This window comes from Yoonia sp. F2084L (assembly GCF_023015625.1).
Lineage (GTDB): Bacteria > Pseudomonadota > Alphaproteobacteria > Rhodobacterales > Rhodobacteraceae > Yoonia.
Window position 1 is genome coordinate 37393 of the sequence record NZ_JALKAH010000006.1, and the last position, 14033, is coordinate 51425.

At 59.1% G+C, this 14033-nt stretch carries 20 protein-coding genes and 1 riboswitch; of the genes, 10 read left to right on the forward strand and 10 right to left on the reverse strand.

What is annotated here, in order from left to right; translation table 11 throughout:
- Positions 1–29 precede the first annotated feature (29 nt).
- Entirely contained in the window at positions 30–554 is a 525-nt protein-coding gene (locus MWU60_RS17205) for a DUF523 domain-containing protein (protein ID WP_247228631.1), read from the reverse strand.
- A gap of 162 nt (positions 555–716) precedes the next feature.
- Between MWU60_RS17205 and MWU60_RS17210 the strand changes: the two genes are divergently transcribed.
- On the forward strand, positions 717–1145 hold the full coding sequence (locus tag MWU60_RS17210) for a hypothetical protein (protein WP_247228632.1): 429 nt from the start codon (positions 717–719) through the stop codon (positions 1143–1145).
- 108 nt (positions 1146–1253) lie between these two features.
- The gene (locus tag MWU60_RS17215) at positions 1254–1724 is read left to right on the forward strand and encodes a DNA starvation/stationary phase protection protein (protein ID WP_247228633.1); all 471 of its coding nucleotides are present in this window, start codon (positions 1254–1256) and stop codon (positions 1722–1724) included.
- A 54-nt stretch (positions 1725–1778) separates the two neighbouring features.
- Here MWU60_RS17215 and MWU60_RS17220 read toward each other — a convergent pair whose 3' ends face one another.
- The 5 genes from MWU60_RS17220 to MWU60_RS17240 form a co-directional block, all read right to left on the reverse strand.
- The gene (locus MWU60_RS17220) at positions 1779–2615 is read right to left on the reverse strand and encodes a patatin-like phospholipase family protein (RefSeq protein WP_247228634.1); all 837 of its coding nucleotides are present in this window, start codon (positions 2613–2615) and stop codon (positions 1779–1781) included.
- Between the two features lie 72 nt (positions 2616–2687).
- Positions 2688–2939: a DUF1289 domain-containing protein gene (locus tag MWU60_RS17225; RefSeq protein WP_247228635.1), complete on the reverse strand. Its 252-nt coding sequence runs from the start codon at positions 2937–2939 to the stop codon at positions 2688–2690.
- A gap of 90 nt (positions 2940–3029) precedes the next feature.
- Positions 3030–3512 (reverse strand): hypothetical protein, encoded by a 483-nt coding sequence (locus MWU60_RS17230; protein ID WP_247228636.1) that lies wholly within the window; start codon positions 3510–3512, stop codon positions 3030–3032.
- A complete protein-coding gene (locus MWU60_RS17235) occupies positions 3509–3676 on the reverse strand; it encodes a hemin uptake protein HemP (protein WP_247228637.1) in 168 nt (55 codons plus the stop codon). The genes MWU60_RS17230 and MWU60_RS17235 overlap by 4 nt, the downstream gene beginning before the upstream one ends.
- Positions 3676–3840 carry a hypothetical protein gene (locus MWU60_RS17240; RefSeq protein WP_247228638.1) on the reverse strand — a complete coding sequence of 55 codons (165 nt, stop codon included), beginning with the start codon at positions 3838–3840 and terminating at the stop codon, positions 3676–3678. Before MWU60_RS17240 ends, MWU60_RS17235 begins: the two co-directional genes overlap by 1 nt.
- Before the next feature lie 187 nt (positions 3841–4027).
- Between MWU60_RS17240 and MWU60_RS17245 the strand changes: the two genes are divergently transcribed.
- From MWU60_RS17245 to MWU60_RS17265, 5 genes are all read left to right on the forward strand, one after another.
- The gene (locus tag MWU60_RS17245; protein WP_247228639.1) at positions 4028–5059 is read left to right on the forward strand and encodes an extracellular solute-binding protein; all 1032 of its coding nucleotides are present in this window, start codon (positions 4028–4030) and stop codon (positions 5057–5059) included.
- A gap of 111 nt (positions 5060–5170) precedes the next feature.
- A riboswitch (TPP riboswitch) is annotated at positions 5171–5267 on the forward strand.
- 50 nt (positions 5268–5317) lie between these two features.
- On the forward strand, positions 5318–6106 hold the full coding sequence (gene thiM, locus MWU60_RS17250) for a hydroxyethylthiazole kinase (RefSeq protein ID WP_247228640.1): 789 nt from the start codon (positions 5318–5320) through the stop codon (positions 6104–6106).
- Positions 6103–6717 (forward strand): thiamine phosphate synthase, encoded by a 615-nt coding sequence (gene thiE, locus MWU60_RS17255; RefSeq protein WP_247228641.1) that lies wholly within the window; start codon positions 6103–6105, stop codon positions 6715–6717. Before thiM ends, thiE begins: the two co-directional genes overlap by 4 nt.
- Positions 6714–7520 carry a bifunctional hydroxymethylpyrimidine kinase/phosphomethylpyrimidine kinase gene (thiD, locus tag MWU60_RS17260; protein ID WP_247228642.1) on the forward strand — a complete coding sequence of 269 codons (807 nt, stop codon included), beginning with the start codon at positions 6714–6716 and terminating at the stop codon, positions 7518–7520. Before thiE ends, thiD begins: the two co-directional genes overlap by 4 nt.
- On the forward strand, positions 7517–8185 hold the full coding sequence (locus MWU60_RS17265) for a TenA family protein (protein ID WP_247228643.1): 669 nt from the start codon (positions 7517–7519) through the stop codon (positions 8183–8185). The genes thiD and MWU60_RS17265 overlap by 4 nt, the downstream gene beginning before the upstream one ends.
- Before the next feature lie 24 nt (positions 8186–8209).
- Here MWU60_RS17265 and MWU60_RS17270 read toward each other — a convergent pair whose 3' ends face one another.
- The 4 genes from MWU60_RS17270 to MWU60_RS17285 are packed head-to-tail and all read right to left on the reverse strand — an operon-like array spanning position 8210 to position 9576.
- On the reverse strand, positions 8210–8446 hold the full coding sequence (locus tag MWU60_RS17270) for a hypothetical protein (RefSeq protein WP_247228644.1): 237 nt from the start codon (positions 8444–8446) through the stop codon (positions 8210–8212).
- Positions 8443–8994: a DUF2953 domain-containing protein gene (locus MWU60_RS17275; RefSeq protein WP_247228645.1), complete on the reverse strand. Its 552-nt coding sequence runs from the start codon at positions 8992–8994 to the stop codon at positions 8443–8445. Before MWU60_RS17275 ends, MWU60_RS17270 begins: the two co-directional genes overlap by 4 nt.
- A gap of 1 nt (position 8995) precedes the next feature.
- Complete coding sequence (locus tag MWU60_RS17280) at positions 8996–9346, reverse strand: spore germination protein GerW family protein (protein WP_247228646.1); 351 nt, start codon at positions 9344–9346, stop codon at positions 8996–8998.
- A 14-nt stretch (positions 9347–9360) separates the two neighbouring features.
- Positions 9361–9576, reverse strand: coding sequence for a DUF2892 domain-containing protein (locus MWU60_RS17285; RefSeq protein WP_247228647.1), 216 nt, complete (start codon positions 9574–9576; stop codon positions 9361–9363).
- A gap of 156 nt (positions 9577–9732) precedes the next feature.
- Here MWU60_RS17285 and MWU60_RS17290 point away from each other — a divergent pair, with 156 nt between their 5' ends.
- The 3 genes from MWU60_RS17290 to MWU60_RS17300 are packed head-to-tail and all read left to right on the forward strand — an operon-like array spanning position 9733 to position 14025.
- Positions 9733–10440 carry an ABC transporter ATP-binding protein gene (locus tag MWU60_RS17290; protein WP_247228788.1) on the forward strand — a complete coding sequence of 236 codons (708 nt, stop codon included), beginning with the start codon at positions 9733–9735 and terminating at the stop codon, positions 10438–10440.
- Positions 10440–12803, forward strand: coding sequence for an ABC transporter permease (locus MWU60_RS17295; RefSeq protein WP_247228648.1), 2364 nt, complete (start codon positions 10440–10442; stop codon positions 12801–12803). The genes MWU60_RS17290 and MWU60_RS17295 overlap by 1 nt, the downstream gene beginning before the upstream one ends.
- 4 nt (positions 12804–12807) lie before the next feature.
- Positions 12808–14025 (forward strand): HlyD family efflux transporter periplasmic adaptor subunit, encoded by a 1218-nt coding sequence (locus MWU60_RS17300; protein WP_247228649.1) that lies wholly within the window; start codon positions 12808–12810, stop codon positions 14023–14025.
- Positions 14026–14033 lie beyond the last annotated feature (8 nt).

Below are 14033 nucleotides of genomic sequence, written 5' to 3' on the forward strand. Positions count from 1 at the left end.
TTGATTGGCGCTGGCAGTAATCACAAAAGCTATGAAGTTGCGGACCTGCGTCGCAGTTCAGCGTCCAAAGCTGCGATCTGCGTTTCAGCCCAGACAGTGATACCGGCATCGCGCAAGGCGGCTGTTGTCGATCCCATGCCAGGCTTTTTGATGCCCGAGAATGTGCCGTCATAGATAAAGGTTGATCCGCATGACGGCGACCCATCTGTCAGCACGGCGTGGTCGCAATTGTTCCGCTTTGCCAAAGCAACTGTATCCCGTGCCGCTTGCACATAAAGGTCAGACACGTCGCGCCCGCTGTCTTCCACGACGACCGCCTGTCTGCTGAGTACATCCGCACCTTGACGATCTGAAGCGCCGCCACCGGGCGTTGCGCGTATCTCGGCCGCAGGACGCGGTGTCGGAAAACCTATCGCAACCTCAGGGCAGACCGGCACAAGACGCCCCTCTTGCTGCCACCGTTCCAGTATTTCCGCCGCGCCCGACTTTTTGTCAGTCCCATTATAGCGCACGGGGCGACCGATGAGGCAGGCAGACACAAGAATACGATCCATTGGAATACGCTATCGGCTTTCGTCCGGACCGCCAAGCCGAAGATGGTTTTGGATGGGTGAGACACAACGCCCCTTTCGCCTTTTCTTAATTCCTTATAAATATAGTCAGGAACTAGAAGCACCGGTTGATTCCAACCAGCAACACGAAAGCCCGATACGCCGATGTTATCCGTCATACAGCAATTTGAACCAGCGTCGGCCCCACGGCCTGCACCGTTCTTGCCGGGCGAGTGGCGCGGTGTGTTGAATGCCCTGCGCCTTGTTGCGCTGGACTGCCGGGTTGCGGCCCATACAGATCTGTTTGAGGCCTGCGCACTGATTTCCAGCACGCAGGACACCGCCCGCGATGCCTTTGCCCAAGCCTTGTTCAAATGCCTGCGCGAAGCGGTCCGTGGCAAGCCTGTGTTCTTCCAGCCCGGCACGGTTGAATTGTCCTTTGATGAGGCGTGGTTGATCCGCGCCTTGATGGCCGCCAAACAGGGCGATGGTGACAGCCTGGCCTTTCTGATCCGCTCGCGGGTGGCGAAAATTCACCAACGCAACATCGCGTTTCTGATCAATGGCATTGCCCGTCAGTTTGCCCCAGATTAGAATAGTTCTAAAAAGGACTTGCCCGGCGCTGAAGCTGGTTTATGTATGGTCCCAAGCGAGCCAGCCAGACGCCAGCCAGCTAATCCAACCAGAATTCGGAGAGCCGCTATGACACAGACAGCCATCACGCTGAGCACAGACGCCAAATCACAAATCGCCGAAGCATTGAATCAGTCAGTGGCCGAAACCGCTGTCACGACAATGCTGGCCCAGAACTTTCACTGGAACGTCAAAGGCATGGCCTTTGCCCCGCTGCACGAGCTGTTCCAGCAGATTTACGAAGACCACTTTATCGCTCAGGATGATCTGGCCGAGCGTATCCGCGCGATTGACGCCCATGCCGAAGGGATGCTTGCCGGTATGCTCAAGCGGTCCAAGGTTGGTGAACATGACGGCCATGCGACCGATAAAGAGATGATCAAGATGATGCTGGACGCGCAGGAAACGCTTGCAGCCACGCTTGCCGGTTGTGGCGCACTGGCAGCCAAACATGGCGACACGCTGACCGAAGACCTGTGCATCGCGCGCGGTCAGACGCATGAGAAATTCGCGTGGTTCCTGCGGTCGCATCTGGGGTAATCCAAGCGACGTATTTTTGATGTGAAAGCGGCCCTGTCATGGGGTCGCTTTTTTCTATGCTTGGCTTTTGACCTCAAAAACCCTGGACACCGCTGCTTTCACCTCATCCTTGAGCGATGCGGTATGGTCCAGAATCTCACGCGCCTTGAAAAAGTCGAGCGACCAGATCGCGTCCACCGGGGGGCGCAGCAATATGGTGTCAGGATAGCGCGAGGCCGCGTTGCGGATGATGGACCGCTGCATCATCTGGCTGGCTGCATAGGTGACATCCATCTTGCTGGGGCGCTTTGAAGGATCGCCGCTGGAACCGCCTGAGACATCAATCGCAATAACCCGGTCTGCCCGGTCTTGCAGGATGTCGATAGGGCAAGGGTCTGTTGCGTTGCCGTCGATGTAGAACCGTCCGTCCCTTTCAACCGGCAAGAACACCGCCGGAATCGCTGAGGATGCCGCCATCGCAAACCGCAGATCGCCGCTGTCGAAAACCGTCCGGCATTGGCCGTAGAAATCTGTTGCTGCAATTTGCAGCGGGATTTGCAAGTCATCGAAACTATGGGGGACTTCGTCAGGCAGTATTGCTGTCAGAACCCGTTCAAGGTTGAGTTCTCCAATCCGCGGGCCACCTTCTTTGAAGAATGTGCTCAGACTGTTGGGACCGGCGCGGAAAATATCGCGCAATGTGCCTAAAGGATCGCGCAATGTGCTTTCGACGTGGTCGGTCATTTCATCTGCGGACATGCCCGCGCAATAGGCCGCCCCGATAATGGACCCGATGGATGTGCCTGCAACAGCCACGGGTTTCACGCCCAGTTCGTCAAACGCCTTGATAACGTGAATATGTGCAAGACCCCGCGCCCCGCCAGCGCCAAGGGCGAGTGCTATATCAGTCATGGCGCGCTCCGTTTTTTGTCCGCAGATTGCGCTGACCATAGGGCTGTGATGGGTGGATAGAAACCGGTACGTCTAGCTGCCGTGATCAAACGGCACTTTCACGCCCTTCTTCTTGCATTTCCTGGCATAGGCCATTTGCCAACCGCCGTATTTGCCCAAGTGTGCCTGTTGCGCCATCAGCATGTCGACGAACGCCGCCCTGTGGCTGTCTTTCTTGAGCGATTTGAACATCGACTTTTGCGTCTTGGTCATTGAGCAGCCGATACAGTGACCGTGTCGTTTGTATTTGCACACATCAATGCAGGGGCTGGGTGTTTTTGGCATGCATGCTCCGGTATGAAAGGCGGTCTTTTGGGTGGCCGCCTTGGTCATTTAGGAAGGGCAGAGGCCGAATGGAAGGTGTCACGCCTGTTGTCAGTGGAGTGTTGTTTGACGCTGTGGGGGCATCTGGGCAATCGCACGGGGTGTGGCCAGGTTCATCTGTTTCAGCGCAAGACCAAAATCAGCCGCAAGGCTGGTGATGATGGGGGCGACGTCGGGCCGCACCAGAAGGATTGCGATCAGCATTGCGTCGTCGCGGTCACCCTCGGTGGCCGCGGCAATGAAATGGGCAAAACTGGCCTCATCTGCACCGACGCATTTGCAATGCAGGGCGTGCCGGCAAAGCGGGCGGCGCCCGTGCTGGACGCACATGCCGCAAAGCTCGGCAAAAGCCTCAACCGCCTTGCGCCCGCGCCCGATACCCAGGGTAGCGATCAAATCATGGGCCATGCTGGCCTGCGTATCTGCGCTATTGCACCACATGCGCAGGTAGACGATGGATGCAGCCGTGATCGCGTCATAATCCTGCAAATGGCCGACGGTGGCCCCGCCCCGATGATCTGGTGCAGGTGTCATTTGGTCAGGATCAGCTTACCGGCGCGAGTGATCCGCAAGACATAGACCTGATCATCAAGGATGATATTGGCCTGTTCGCCATGTGTGATCAGGTCGCGCGCGTCATATTTCGGCAGCTTCGGCGTGGACGCTTGACTGGTGGGAACAACAGATTGAAGGCCCATCACTGCGTCCCTTCGCGGGCGGTACAACGGTCCAGCATCCATTCAAGCTGTAGGCCGCCGCGGGCGCTGTCTTGTTGCAGGGCTGTCAAAATCTCTTCCTTGGTGGGCACTTGCAACTGGTCATCGCGCACCGGCGTCTTGTTTTGGTCAAAGGTCTTTTGCATCACGAAGAAGTCCTTTCATTTGCAGAAATGTCGGGCTTCCCCATTGGTGGACGGGGTGGCTGGAGCTTGAGTTTAAACCTGAGTGATTTTATCAGGTCTGTCAATCCGACAATTTTTATCAGGATACTGGACAAGACGAATTTTGCCGTTAAACCTGTTCCTGACTAAAAGACTCACCAAAAGGGAAATGACTATGAAACTGACAACGACTGCATTGCTTGTTTGCGCAACGACTGCCACTGCGATTGCCTCATCTGCGGTGGCCGAAGGTGAACTGAACCTCTATTCCTCGCGCCACTATGACACCGATGAGCGTCTTTATTCCGACTTCACCGACATGACCGGGATCACCATCAACCGCATTGAAGCCAACGCCGACGAGCTGATCGCGCGGATGCAGGCCGAAGGTGCAAACTCTCCTGCGGATATCCTGCTGACAGTTGATACATCCCGTCTGGAACGCGCCAAGGAAGCGGGTGTTCTGCAAGCCATCGAAAGCGATGTGCTTGAGACCCGTATCCCGTCCTATCTGCAAGATGCGGATAACCAGTGGTTCGGCTTTAGCCAACGCGCGCGCATTGTCTTTTACGACAAGACAGATGTCGAAAACCCGCCGATGGATTACGTGTCCCTTGCTGATCCGGCCTATGAAGGCATGATCTGCCACCGGTCATCCACCAATGTCTATTCCCAGACATTGCTGTCCGCCATTATCGAAAACTTTGGCACAGAAGCCGCGACCGAATGGGCGCAGGGTTTTGTGAACAACTTTGCCCGTGATCCGCAAGGCGGCGACACTGACCAGCTGCGCGGTCTGGTGTCCGGGGAATGCGATATTTCGATCTCGAACACCTATTACTTTGCCCGTGCGCTGCGCAAAGATGTCGATGGTCTGAACGCCGATGCGCTTGAGAATATCGGCTGGATCTTCCCTGCACAAAACGCCGAAGGCGCGCATATGAACCTGTCAGGTGGCGGCGTCGCCGCAAATGCGCCAAACCGCGAGAATGCGATCAAGTTCATGGAATACCTCGCCTCTGATCGGGCGCAGGATTACTTCAGCGCCGGTAACGACGAATACCCTGCCGTGCCGGGCGTTGGTTTGTCGCCATCCGTTGCTGCGATGGGTCTGTTCCGGCCTGATGCGGTGGACCTGAGTGCGGTTGCCAAGAATGTGCCGGAAGCGCAGGTCATCTTCAACCAGGTCGGCTGGGAATAGACCCCCGTTACTACAACCAGCCGAAGGGGGCGTTGCGAAAGCAGCGCCCCTTTTTTGTAGTTCAGACCCGGCTGCCGGTAATTGACAACCGGCACGATCCCGTTACCTTCATCCATACAACAGGGGCATCCGGCATCGGCCGGGTTGAGACGTACCCTTTGAACCTGAACCGGCTCATACCGGCGGAGGAAGTTGTGTGTGGCCCCGCCGTTTTGGTGCGACTGCCCGACATCCCTGCCGAAACACAAAGGGATGCCAATGAACGAACCATCACAGCATTTGAACGCCATGCGCGCCGCAGCACCTTTGGTGCAAAACATCACCAACTACGTGGCAATGAACGTCATGGCAAATGTCATGCTCGCCGCGGGCGCGTCACCCGCGATGGTGCATGCGCGCGGTGAAGCGGCTGAGTTTGCGGGCATAGCGTCAGCCCTGAGCATTAATATCGGCACGTTGGATGACGAATGGGCCGATTGCATGGCGTTGGCGGCAAATGCGGCGGGTAGCAGCGGCACGCCTTGGGTGCTTGATCCGGTCGCGGTTGGGGCCACGGCGCTACGGCGCCATGTGGCGGCGCGGTTGCTGGGTTTGGGGCCAACGGTGATCCGGGGCAATGCGTCGGAAATCCTCGCACTTGCGGGGGTCGCCGCCCATGGGCGCGGTGTTGATGCCACTGATCCTGTTGCGGCGGCCGAGGCTGCGGCGCGTGATCTGGCGGCGCAGTCGGGTGCTGTTGTCGCGGTAACCGGTGCGGTGGATTTTGTCACCGATGGGAGCCGGGCCGTGCGGATTGCCAATGGTGATCCGATCATGCCGCTTGTGACCGCTTTGGGGTGTTCTTTGACCGGGATCGTGGCCGCTTTTGCTGCTGTTGCACCCCCCTTTGACGCGACCGTCGCGGCACTGGCCTATTACGGTGCGGCAGGCGAGGTTGCGGCGCATGACGCAAAAGGTCCAGGCAGTTTTCAGGTGGCATTCCTTGATGCGCTGCACGCGATGACCGGCGCCAAGCTGGACGCCATGGCACGGATCACCGCCGCATGATCCCGCCGCTGTGCTTCATAACGGATGCGAATGCCGTGCTGCCGATCCCCGATCAGGCGGAACAGGCCGCGCGTGGTGGCGCGGCTTGGGTGCAGTTGCGCCACAAGACGCTGGACGATGCAGGCTTTGCCGAACTGGCCCGCGCGGTGCTGGCGCGGCTGGCGCCACTGGGCGTGAGACTGATCATCAACGACCGGGTTGAGGTGGCCTGTGCCATGCGCGGTGTTGGCCTGCATGTAGGGCAATCTGACGGCGATCCCGCACTGATCCGCGACCGGATTGGGCCTGACGCCGTGCTGGGGTTGTCGATTGAAACGCGGGCGCATGTGTCGGCTGTCCCACAGGCATGTGTTGATTATCTGGGTGTTGGGCCGGTGCGTGCGACAGCGACCAAGGCTGATCACGCGGCCCCTTTGGGCTTTGACGGACTGGCCGCTATCACAGCCAAAACCGACCTGCCTTGCATGGCAATTGGCGGGCTTCAGGCCGCAGACACAGCGGCGGTGCGCCGTGCCGGATGCGAAGGCATTGCCGTCGTTTCAGCGATCTCAAGAGCGGATGATCCGCAGGCGGCGGCCCGCGCCTTTATGGATGAATGGAACAACATATGATCCCCAACATTCTTTCTATTGCAGGCTCTGATCCGTCAGGCGGGGCCGGTATTCAGGCGGATATCAAGGCCATTTCCGCCAATGGTGGCTATGCGATGGCGGCAATCACCGGGCTGACGGCGCAGAATACGCGCGGGGTGCGGGCGGTGGAAATGGTCAGCCCGGATATGATCACCGCGCAGATCGCGGCCATCCGTGACGATATCGCCATCCACGCCGTCAAGATCGGCATGTTGGGCGATGCGCGCACGATTGAAACCGTGGCGCAGGCACTTGATGGGTTGGATGCCCCGATCGTGCTGGACCCGGTGATGGTGGCCAAAGGCGGGGACCGGCTGCTGGCGGCTGACGCGGTGACAGCCTTGCGCGACAGGTTGCTGCCGCGCGCCACGGTGCTGACGCCGAACTTGCCCGAAGCCGCTGATCTGCTTGGGGTTAGCGAAGCCACCACGTTGGACGACATGCGTGAACAGGCGGTGCAACTGCGCGCCTTGGGCTGTGCTGCGATCTTGATCAAAGGCGGGCATTTGTCTGACGCGGTAGCCACCGACCTGCTGGTCACGGCGCAAGGGGTGCAGGCGTTTCCTGCCCCGCGCATCGACACCCGCAACACGCATGGCACCGGCTGCACATTGTCGTCAGCCCTGGCCACCCATATCGGGCTGGGCCATCCGTTGCCTAAGGCTGCACGCCGCGCCAAGGCCTATATCACGGGCGCCATTGCTGCGGCAGGTGATCTGTCCGTCGGGGGCGGGCACGGGCCGGTGCATCATTTTCATACCCAATCAAAGGACCAGACATGAGTTTTACCGCAAGCCTGTGGGCAGACACGCAAGACCTGCAAGACACGATCAGCACCATGCCCTTTAACGCCGAACTGGCCCAAGGCACGCTGCCGCCCGCGACATTTCAAGGCTACATCATTCAGGATGCGCATTATCTGGAAGGCTTCGCACGGGCCCTGGTACTGACAGCATCACGCGCGCCTGACCCTGAAAACATTGCCCGTCTGGCGGGGTCGGCCAATGGGGCCATCGCAGTCGAGCGGCAGTTGCATGATGAATATATGAAGCTTTACGGCGTCTCGCGGGATGATTTCGCTGCAACACCGCCGTCGCAGGCCTGCGATCACTATGTCAGTTTCCTGATCCGGTCGGCCGCCGTTGATCCGTTCCCGGTTGCCGTGGTGTCGCTTTTGCCGTGTTTTTGGATTTATCACCGGGTTGGCGTCGCGATCCACGAAAAAGCCGCCGCCGACCATGCGTATCGCGCGTGGATAGACACCTACGCGAGCGAGGCTTTCGCGGCGTCTGTGCAAGGCATGCTTGATCTGACGGACCAGTTGGCGGCAGCGGCGGACGCAGACACGCGCAGGGCAATGCAAACGGCCTTCGCCCGGTCGTCATGGCACGAATGGATGTTCTGGCACAGCGCGTATCACCAGATGGGCTGGCCAGAGGCGTCTTAGGGTCACGACCCTAAACCCCACCCGTCAAAGCGTCGTCACTTCTGGGCATAGCGCACTGACCTTTTCCATGGCGACCTTAGCGCCGGTCATATCCAGAACCGCCCTGCCCTGCCCGTCTTGCACCACAACAAATGCTGGCGCTTTGGTGCAATGCAACGCAATGCCCTGCCGCCCGACCCTATGCCCGCTCACAAGATGCCGCGAAATGATGGCAACGCGAAAACGGCCCGCCACAAAGGGTTTGCCCAGAACATAACTCATCGGACCGGCCCAAACATGCGCCAGCCAAAACGGACAAAAGGCCAGATCAGGCCCAGAGGCGTGAAATGCAGCCGCGCCAACGCAGACCCACGCAAACAGGCCTGATCAAAATTGGGCCGCACAAACACATGCCCGCCTGTCGTATAGATCAGTGGGCAAAGCTGGCCATAGAACTGGCCGGTCTGTGCGGGATCACCAAGACCCACCTCTGCATCAAGCCGCAACACATCAATGTGGACAGCCCCTCGCAAGCGCCGCAGCAGGGCCACGCCCTCTGCCAGCACGTCACCCTTTGCCACCCACCCGCGCCCGCGTTCCTTGCGGCGCTGAGGGGCCTTACCTGCGGTCTTTGTCTTGGGTTTGGGTGGCCTGCTGCTGTCATAGACCTTGATCGCAGGCGATACCCCGCCAAACAGACGCAGAAGGACCGTCGATTGTTTGGCGGGGTCGCTCTGCCATGACAGCACGGCGTGGATTGGCAAGATCATGGTAAGAGTGATCAAGGCCAACAGGGCCACGCCAAACCACAGCAGAATCTGCAAGGCCATCTCAGGCCTCTTTTGGCGATCCGTTCGCGCGCTTATCCAAAGCCTGCGCTGCGGCATCGCCCAGCACCTCTGTCAGACCTGAAATCGCCCCTTTGATCGCTTCGACGCGGGCACCTTTCTGGTCCAGAATAATCGCGCCGATAGGTTTGATCCCGCCGCCACCACCGGTGCCACCACCGTTGCCGGTTTTGGCCCCATCGGTGCCGCCAGCACCAAAGCCGAAGCCGTAGCTGACAATCGGAATCACGGTTGATCCGTCCTTTTCGATCGGATCGCCCAGCACGTTTTTGGCGTTCAAAAGACGATCCAATTCTTCGACGGTATTCCTAAGCAGTTGTTCAACGTCAGTCATCGCAAGCTCCTATTCTAAGTATCGGAATTGGTTCGAATGCCCAAAACGCTATAAAGCGGACACATCCCGAACACTGCCGTCAGGGCCAAGATACCGCCCACGACCATCATGCCGTAAGCGATCATCGTGTTGGCCCCGAGCCCCATAAGATTAAGCAGCGGCGCCACAATCAAAGCAGCCCCAATGATCAACCGCAGAGCGCGATCAACAGTTCCCACATTCGCAGCCATCGTCATCTCCTTTGCAGAACAAGCGGACCTGTGCCCGCGTTTATGCCGCCAATGGTAGGGCCCAATGCGATAGCGCGATTGATTTTCGTCAATATGGCTGGCGCAGGGGCCTGCAATATCACCAGCGATAAAGCCCCCAACCAAAAGGCCAGCACCGTGCCAGAAGTCGTCTTTCGCACCCAGGATGTCACGAAGGTCTATCAGACCGGCGCGGTAAAGGTCTTTGCGCTCGCCGGTGTGGACCTGGAGCTTTACGCAGGCGAAATGGCCGTCCTTCTGGGCCCGTCCGGCAGCGGTAAATCCACCTTGCTGAATATCCTTGGCGGTCTGGACCATGCCACATCCGGCCGCGTCTGGTTCCGCGAAACCGAGCTCACCGATATGCCCGACCGTGGTCTGACCAAATACCGCCGGGATCATGTGGGCTTTGTGTTTCAGTTCTACAATCTGGTCCCCAGCCTGACCGCGCGTGAAAACGTACAACTCGTGACGGATGTATCCCCCGACCCGATGCCCGCCGAAGAGGCGCTGGCCCAAGTGGGCTTGGGCTCTCGCATGGATCATTTCCCGTCCGAGATGTCGGGGGGCGAACAACAGCGCGTCGCCATCGCCCGCGCCATCGCCAAACGCCCCGAGATCTTGCTGTGCGACGAACCCACCGGCGCGCTGGACAGCAGCACCGGTGTGCAGGTGTTGGAGGTCTTGCAAGACATCAACGAACGCTTTGGCACGACGACGGTGATCATCACCCATAACGCCGAAATTCAACGCATGGCCCATCGCGTCATTCAGTTTCAGGATGGCAGGATCAGCAGCGTCTCTACCAACGATGAACGCCTTGCCCCAGCCGAGATTGTCTGGTGATGCAAGCACTCGACCGTAAACTTTTACGCGATTTCAGACGCTTATGGAAACAGGCGCTGGCCATTGCCATGGTGCTGGCCTGCGGTGTGGCGATATTGCTGACCGCTTTGGGCATGTACACCGCCTTGTCTGACACGCGCGAGACGTACTACGAACGCAACCGCTTTGCCGATATCTTTGTCACCGTAGAGCGCGCGCCTGAACGCCTGATCGCAGAACTGGCTCAGATTGATGGCGTCTGGGCGGTCGAGGCCCGCACGGCAGGCAACACCGTGCTGGACATCCCCGGCAACACGCGCAGTGCCACGGGTCGCATCCTCTCGCTACCTATCGACGGGGAACCCCGGCTGAACGTGCCAATCCTGAAAAGCGGGCGGTTGCCCAATCCGATTTCAACCACCGAGGTTATGGTGAACGCCAATTTCGCCATCGCGAATGCGTTCGCGCTTGGCGACCATTTCTTTGCCAACCTCAACGGCCAGAAACGGCAACTGACCATCACCGGCACCGCCCAATCGCCCGAGTTTATCTATACCACCGGCCCCGGCGCGCTGATGCCTGACAATGAAACCTTCGGGATCATCTGGATGCCGCAGCCTGCCGTTGCGGCCGCCTTTGATATGACGGGGGCGTTCAACGATGTCTCGCTTAAGCTGGCCACTGGAGCACAACGCGAAGATGTCATCGACGCGGTGGACCGTCTGCTGGACCCTTACGGATCGCTGGGGGCTTACGGGCGTGATTTGCAGGTGTCAGACAGTTTTATCGACGCAGAGATCGCGCAGCTACGCAACATGGCCTCGATCCTGCCGCCGATCTTCTTTGGGATCTCGGCGTTTCTGGTCAGCATGGTCATGGGCCGGATTATCATGCTGGAGCGGAGCCAGATCGGCCTGCTGAAGGCGATAGGGTATTCCAACCTTGAGGTCTGCCTGCACTATCTGATGCTGGCGGGACTGATCGCCGTTGTGGGTGTGGGCATCGGGTGGTTCGCGGGCACATGGCTGGCGCGGTTGATGGCATGGCAATATGCGCAGTATTTCGATTTTCCCTTCCTGATTTTCCGCACGTCGCTTTGGGTCTATGCGGCCTCTGGCATGGCGGCGCTGCTGACAACCACGCTGGGGGCGGCGCAGGCCGCGATCAAAGCCGCCACCCTCGCCCCCGCCATCGCGATGCAGCCCCCTGCCCCGCCGCAGTTCAAACGCTCGCTGATTGACCGCGCGATGGCTGCAATGAAGCTTAGCCAACCGACGATCATGATCCTGCGCAGCCTGATCCGCTGGCCAGTGCGCAGCGGGCTGACGATGCTGGGGCTCGCGCTGGCAGTGTCGACCATCGTGTCGCCGTCGTTCTTTGACTATGCCTTGGATAAGATCGTCGATAGCGCGTTCTACGAAAGTGCGCGGCAAGACGCGATGCTGGTCATGTCACACGATATGCCCGAAAGCGTGCTGTCCACAGCCGCCGCCCTGCCCGCCGTTTTGCAAACCGAAGGACAGCAATATCACCCTGTCATCCTGAGCAATGGCATCCATGAAAAGCGCGTTGCGATCCAGGCCAGCCAACCCGGTGCGGACCTTGCGCGTGTCATCGACAGTGATGGTATCGCGATAGACGTCGCCCCCGGTGGCGTTGTGCTGACCGAACGGCTTGCCACATATCTGGAGGTCGGGATCGGCGATCAGGTCTCGGCTGAATTTCTGGGCGGCAGACGGGAAACGCATCAGCTGATCGTGACGGGGACCATCGCACAATACTTTGGGCTGGGCGCGTATATGGACCTTGACTATGTGAACGGGTTGCTGCGCCAGACCCCACGCATTTCGCTGATCAATGTCTCGCTTGATGAGGCCGAAGTGACCGAGCTGCACGCGGCCCTCAAGGACATCCCTAATCTGGTGGGCATCGTGATGATGACCGACACGCGGCGATCGTTTTCGGAAACCATCGAGCAAAGCATCGGTGCGATGAATCTCATCTACATCATCATTGCGCTGCTGATCACTATCGGCGTCACCTACAACGGTGCGCGCATCCAACTGTCCGAACGGTCCCGCGAACTGGCCAGCCTGCGTATCCTTGGGTTCACAAGGTCCGAGGTGTCCTACATTTTGATCGGGGAAACCATGCTGCTGGCCATACTCGCACAGCCGCTTGGCTGGTGGATTGGTGCGCAGATTGCGATTGCCATGGCCAACAGTTTTTCCAGCGATCTTTATAACATGCCCGTCGTTCTGCACCCGGCGATCTTTGCCAAGGCAAGCTTTATCGTGCTTTTGGCCAGTTTTGCATCGGTCATGCTGGTGCGTCGCCGGTTGGATAAACAAAACCTCGTTTCTGTAATGAAAATAAGGGAATAGCCTCATGTCTTGGAAACCGCGCACAATTGGATTGCTTGGCCTTGGTGCTGCTTTGATGGTGGGCCTTGGTTATGTCGCCTTTCAGGACGACCCGGTTCCTGTCGATCTGCACCAACTGACCCGCGGCCCGCTTGAGGTGACGATCAACGCCGATGGGGTCACGCGGATCAAGGAAATTTACGATGTTGCCAGCCCGATCACCGGCACTGCGCTGCGATCCCCCGTTGCCGTGGGTGATCCGGTTATCGCCGGCGAAACCGTCATCGCCGTTGTGCGCCCTGCGGCGCCTGCCCTGTTGGACAGCCGCACAATGTTGCAAGCCCAGGCCAGCGTGCAAGAAGCCGAAGCCGCCCTGCATGTGGCCCAAACCGATCTGGCCCGCGCGACCGAAGAACGCAACGTCGCCCGCGCCCAATTTGAACGCACCCAAACGCTGATCGCACGCGAAGTCGCTTCGCTGACCCAGTTGGAAGACGCCGTGCAACGCCTTGCCTTGGCCCAAAGCACAGTCGAAGCCGCAGAGGCCCGCATCGACATGGCGCAAAGCACGCTGAACCGTGCGCGCACCATGTTGCTGGTGCCCGACGCGCAGGAAGAGGCGGATGTTAGCTGCTGTGTGCAGATCACCGCCCCCGCCGACGGTGTCATCCTCAGCGTGGTTGAGACCAGCGAACGCCCCGTTCTAACCGGCGCGCCGCTGCTGCGATTGGGTGACCCAGCCGAGCTAGAAATCGTCGCTGATTTGTTGTCCAGCGATGCGGTGCGCCTGCAACCGGGTGCGCCTGCTGTTGTGGAACGTTGGGGCGGGCCCCTCCCTTTGTCGGCCACGCTGACCAGCATCGCACCTTCCGCCGAAACGAAGGTTTCTGCCTTGGGCATCGAAGAACAACGCCTTGATGCGGTCTTTGACATCACGACACCCGCCGCAGAGCGGACTGCCTTGGGCGATGGCTTTGCCGTGTTCCTGCGGATCAGCGAATGGCGTAAGGACGACGTGCTGCAAGTCCCGCTGAGTGCGCTTTTCAAACGTAACGGCGATTGGGCGGTGTTCGCGGCATCCGATGGGATCGCCACAGAACAGATTATTCGCATCGGACGCCAAAGCGCACAATTCGCCGAAGTGCTGGACGGGTTAACCGCTGGGACGCAGGTCGTAACGCACCCCAATGACCAACTGGCCTCTGGTGGGCGGATTGTTGAACGCAGCGACCTGATCGACTGAAAGTTGAC

What these genes read in the sequence shown, in the direction of transcription:
- MWU60_RS17205 (WP_247228631.1), bottom strand. Translation starts at nt 554, where the DNA reads ATGGATCGTATTCTTGTGTCTGCCTGCCTCATCGGTCGCCCCGTGCGC.
- MWU60_RS17210 (WP_247228632.1), top strand. Translation starts at nt 717, where the DNA reads ATGTTATCCGTCATACAGCAATTTGAACCAGCGTCGGCCCCACGGCCT.
- MWU60_RS17215 (WP_247228633.1), top strand. Translation starts at nt 1,254, where the DNA reads ATGACACAGACAGCCATCACGCTGAGCACAGACGCCAAATCACAAATC.
- MWU60_RS17220 (WP_247228634.1), bottom strand. Translation starts at nt 2,615, where the DNA reads ATGACTGATATAGCACTCGCCCTTGGCGCTGGCGGGGCGCGGGGTCTT.
- MWU60_RS17225 (WP_247228635.1), bottom strand. Translation starts at nt 2,939, where the DNA reads ATGCCAAAAACACCCAGCCCCTGCATTGATGTGTGCAAATACAAACGA.
- MWU60_RS17230 (WP_247228636.1), bottom strand. Translation starts at nt 3,512, where the DNA reads ATGACACCTGCACCAGATCATCGGGGCGGGGCCACCGTCGGCCATTTG.
- MWU60_RS17235 (WP_247228637.1), bottom strand. Translation starts at nt 3,676, where the DNA reads ATGGGCCTTCAATCTGTTGTTCCCACCAGTCAAGCGTCCACGCCGAAG.
- MWU60_RS17240 (WP_247228638.1), bottom strand. Translation starts at nt 3,840, where the DNA reads ATGCAAAAGACCTTTGACCAAAACAAGACGCCGGTGCGCGATGACCAG.
- MWU60_RS17245 (WP_247228639.1), top strand. Translation starts at nt 4,028, where the DNA reads ATGACTATGAAACTGACAACGACTGCATTGCTTGTTTGCGCAACGACT.
- thiM (WP_247228640.1), top strand. Translation starts at nt 5,318, where the DNA reads ATGAACGAACCATCACAGCATTTGAACGCCATGCGCGCCGCAGCACCT.
- thiE (WP_247228641.1), top strand. Translation starts at nt 6,103, where the DNA reads ATGATCCCGCCGCTGTGCTTCATAACGGATGCGAATGCCGTGCTGCCG.
- thiD (WP_247228642.1), top strand. Translation starts at nt 6,714, where the DNA reads ATGATCCCCAACATTCTTTCTATTGCAGGCTCTGATCCGTCAGGCGGG.
- MWU60_RS17265 (WP_247228643.1), top strand. Translation starts at nt 7,517, where the DNA reads ATGAGTTTTACCGCAAGCCTGTGGGCAGACACGCAAGACCTGCAAGAC.
- MWU60_RS17270 (WP_247228644.1), bottom strand. Translation starts at nt 8,446, where the DNA reads ATGAGTTATGTTCTGGGCAAACCCTTTGTGGCGGGCCGTTTTCGCGTT.
- MWU60_RS17275 (WP_247228645.1), bottom strand. Translation starts at nt 8,994, where the DNA reads ATGGCCTTGCAGATTCTGCTGTGGTTTGGCGTGGCCCTGTTGGCCTTG.
- MWU60_RS17280 (WP_247228646.1), bottom strand. Translation starts at nt 9,346, where the DNA reads ATGACTGACGTTGAACAACTGCTTAGGAATACCGTCGAAGAATTGGAT.
- MWU60_RS17285 (WP_247228647.1), bottom strand. Translation starts at nt 9,576, where the DNA reads ATGGCTGCGAATGTGGGAACTGTTGATCGCGCTCTGCGGTTGATCATT.
- MWU60_RS17295 (WP_247228648.1), top strand. Translation starts at nt 10,440, where the DNA reads ATGCAAGCACTCGACCGTAAACTTTTACGCGATTTCAGACGCTTATGG.
- MWU60_RS17300 (WP_247228649.1), top strand. Translation starts at nt 12,808, where the DNA reads ATGTCTTGGAAACCGCGCACAATTGGATTGCTTGGCCTTGGTGCTGCT.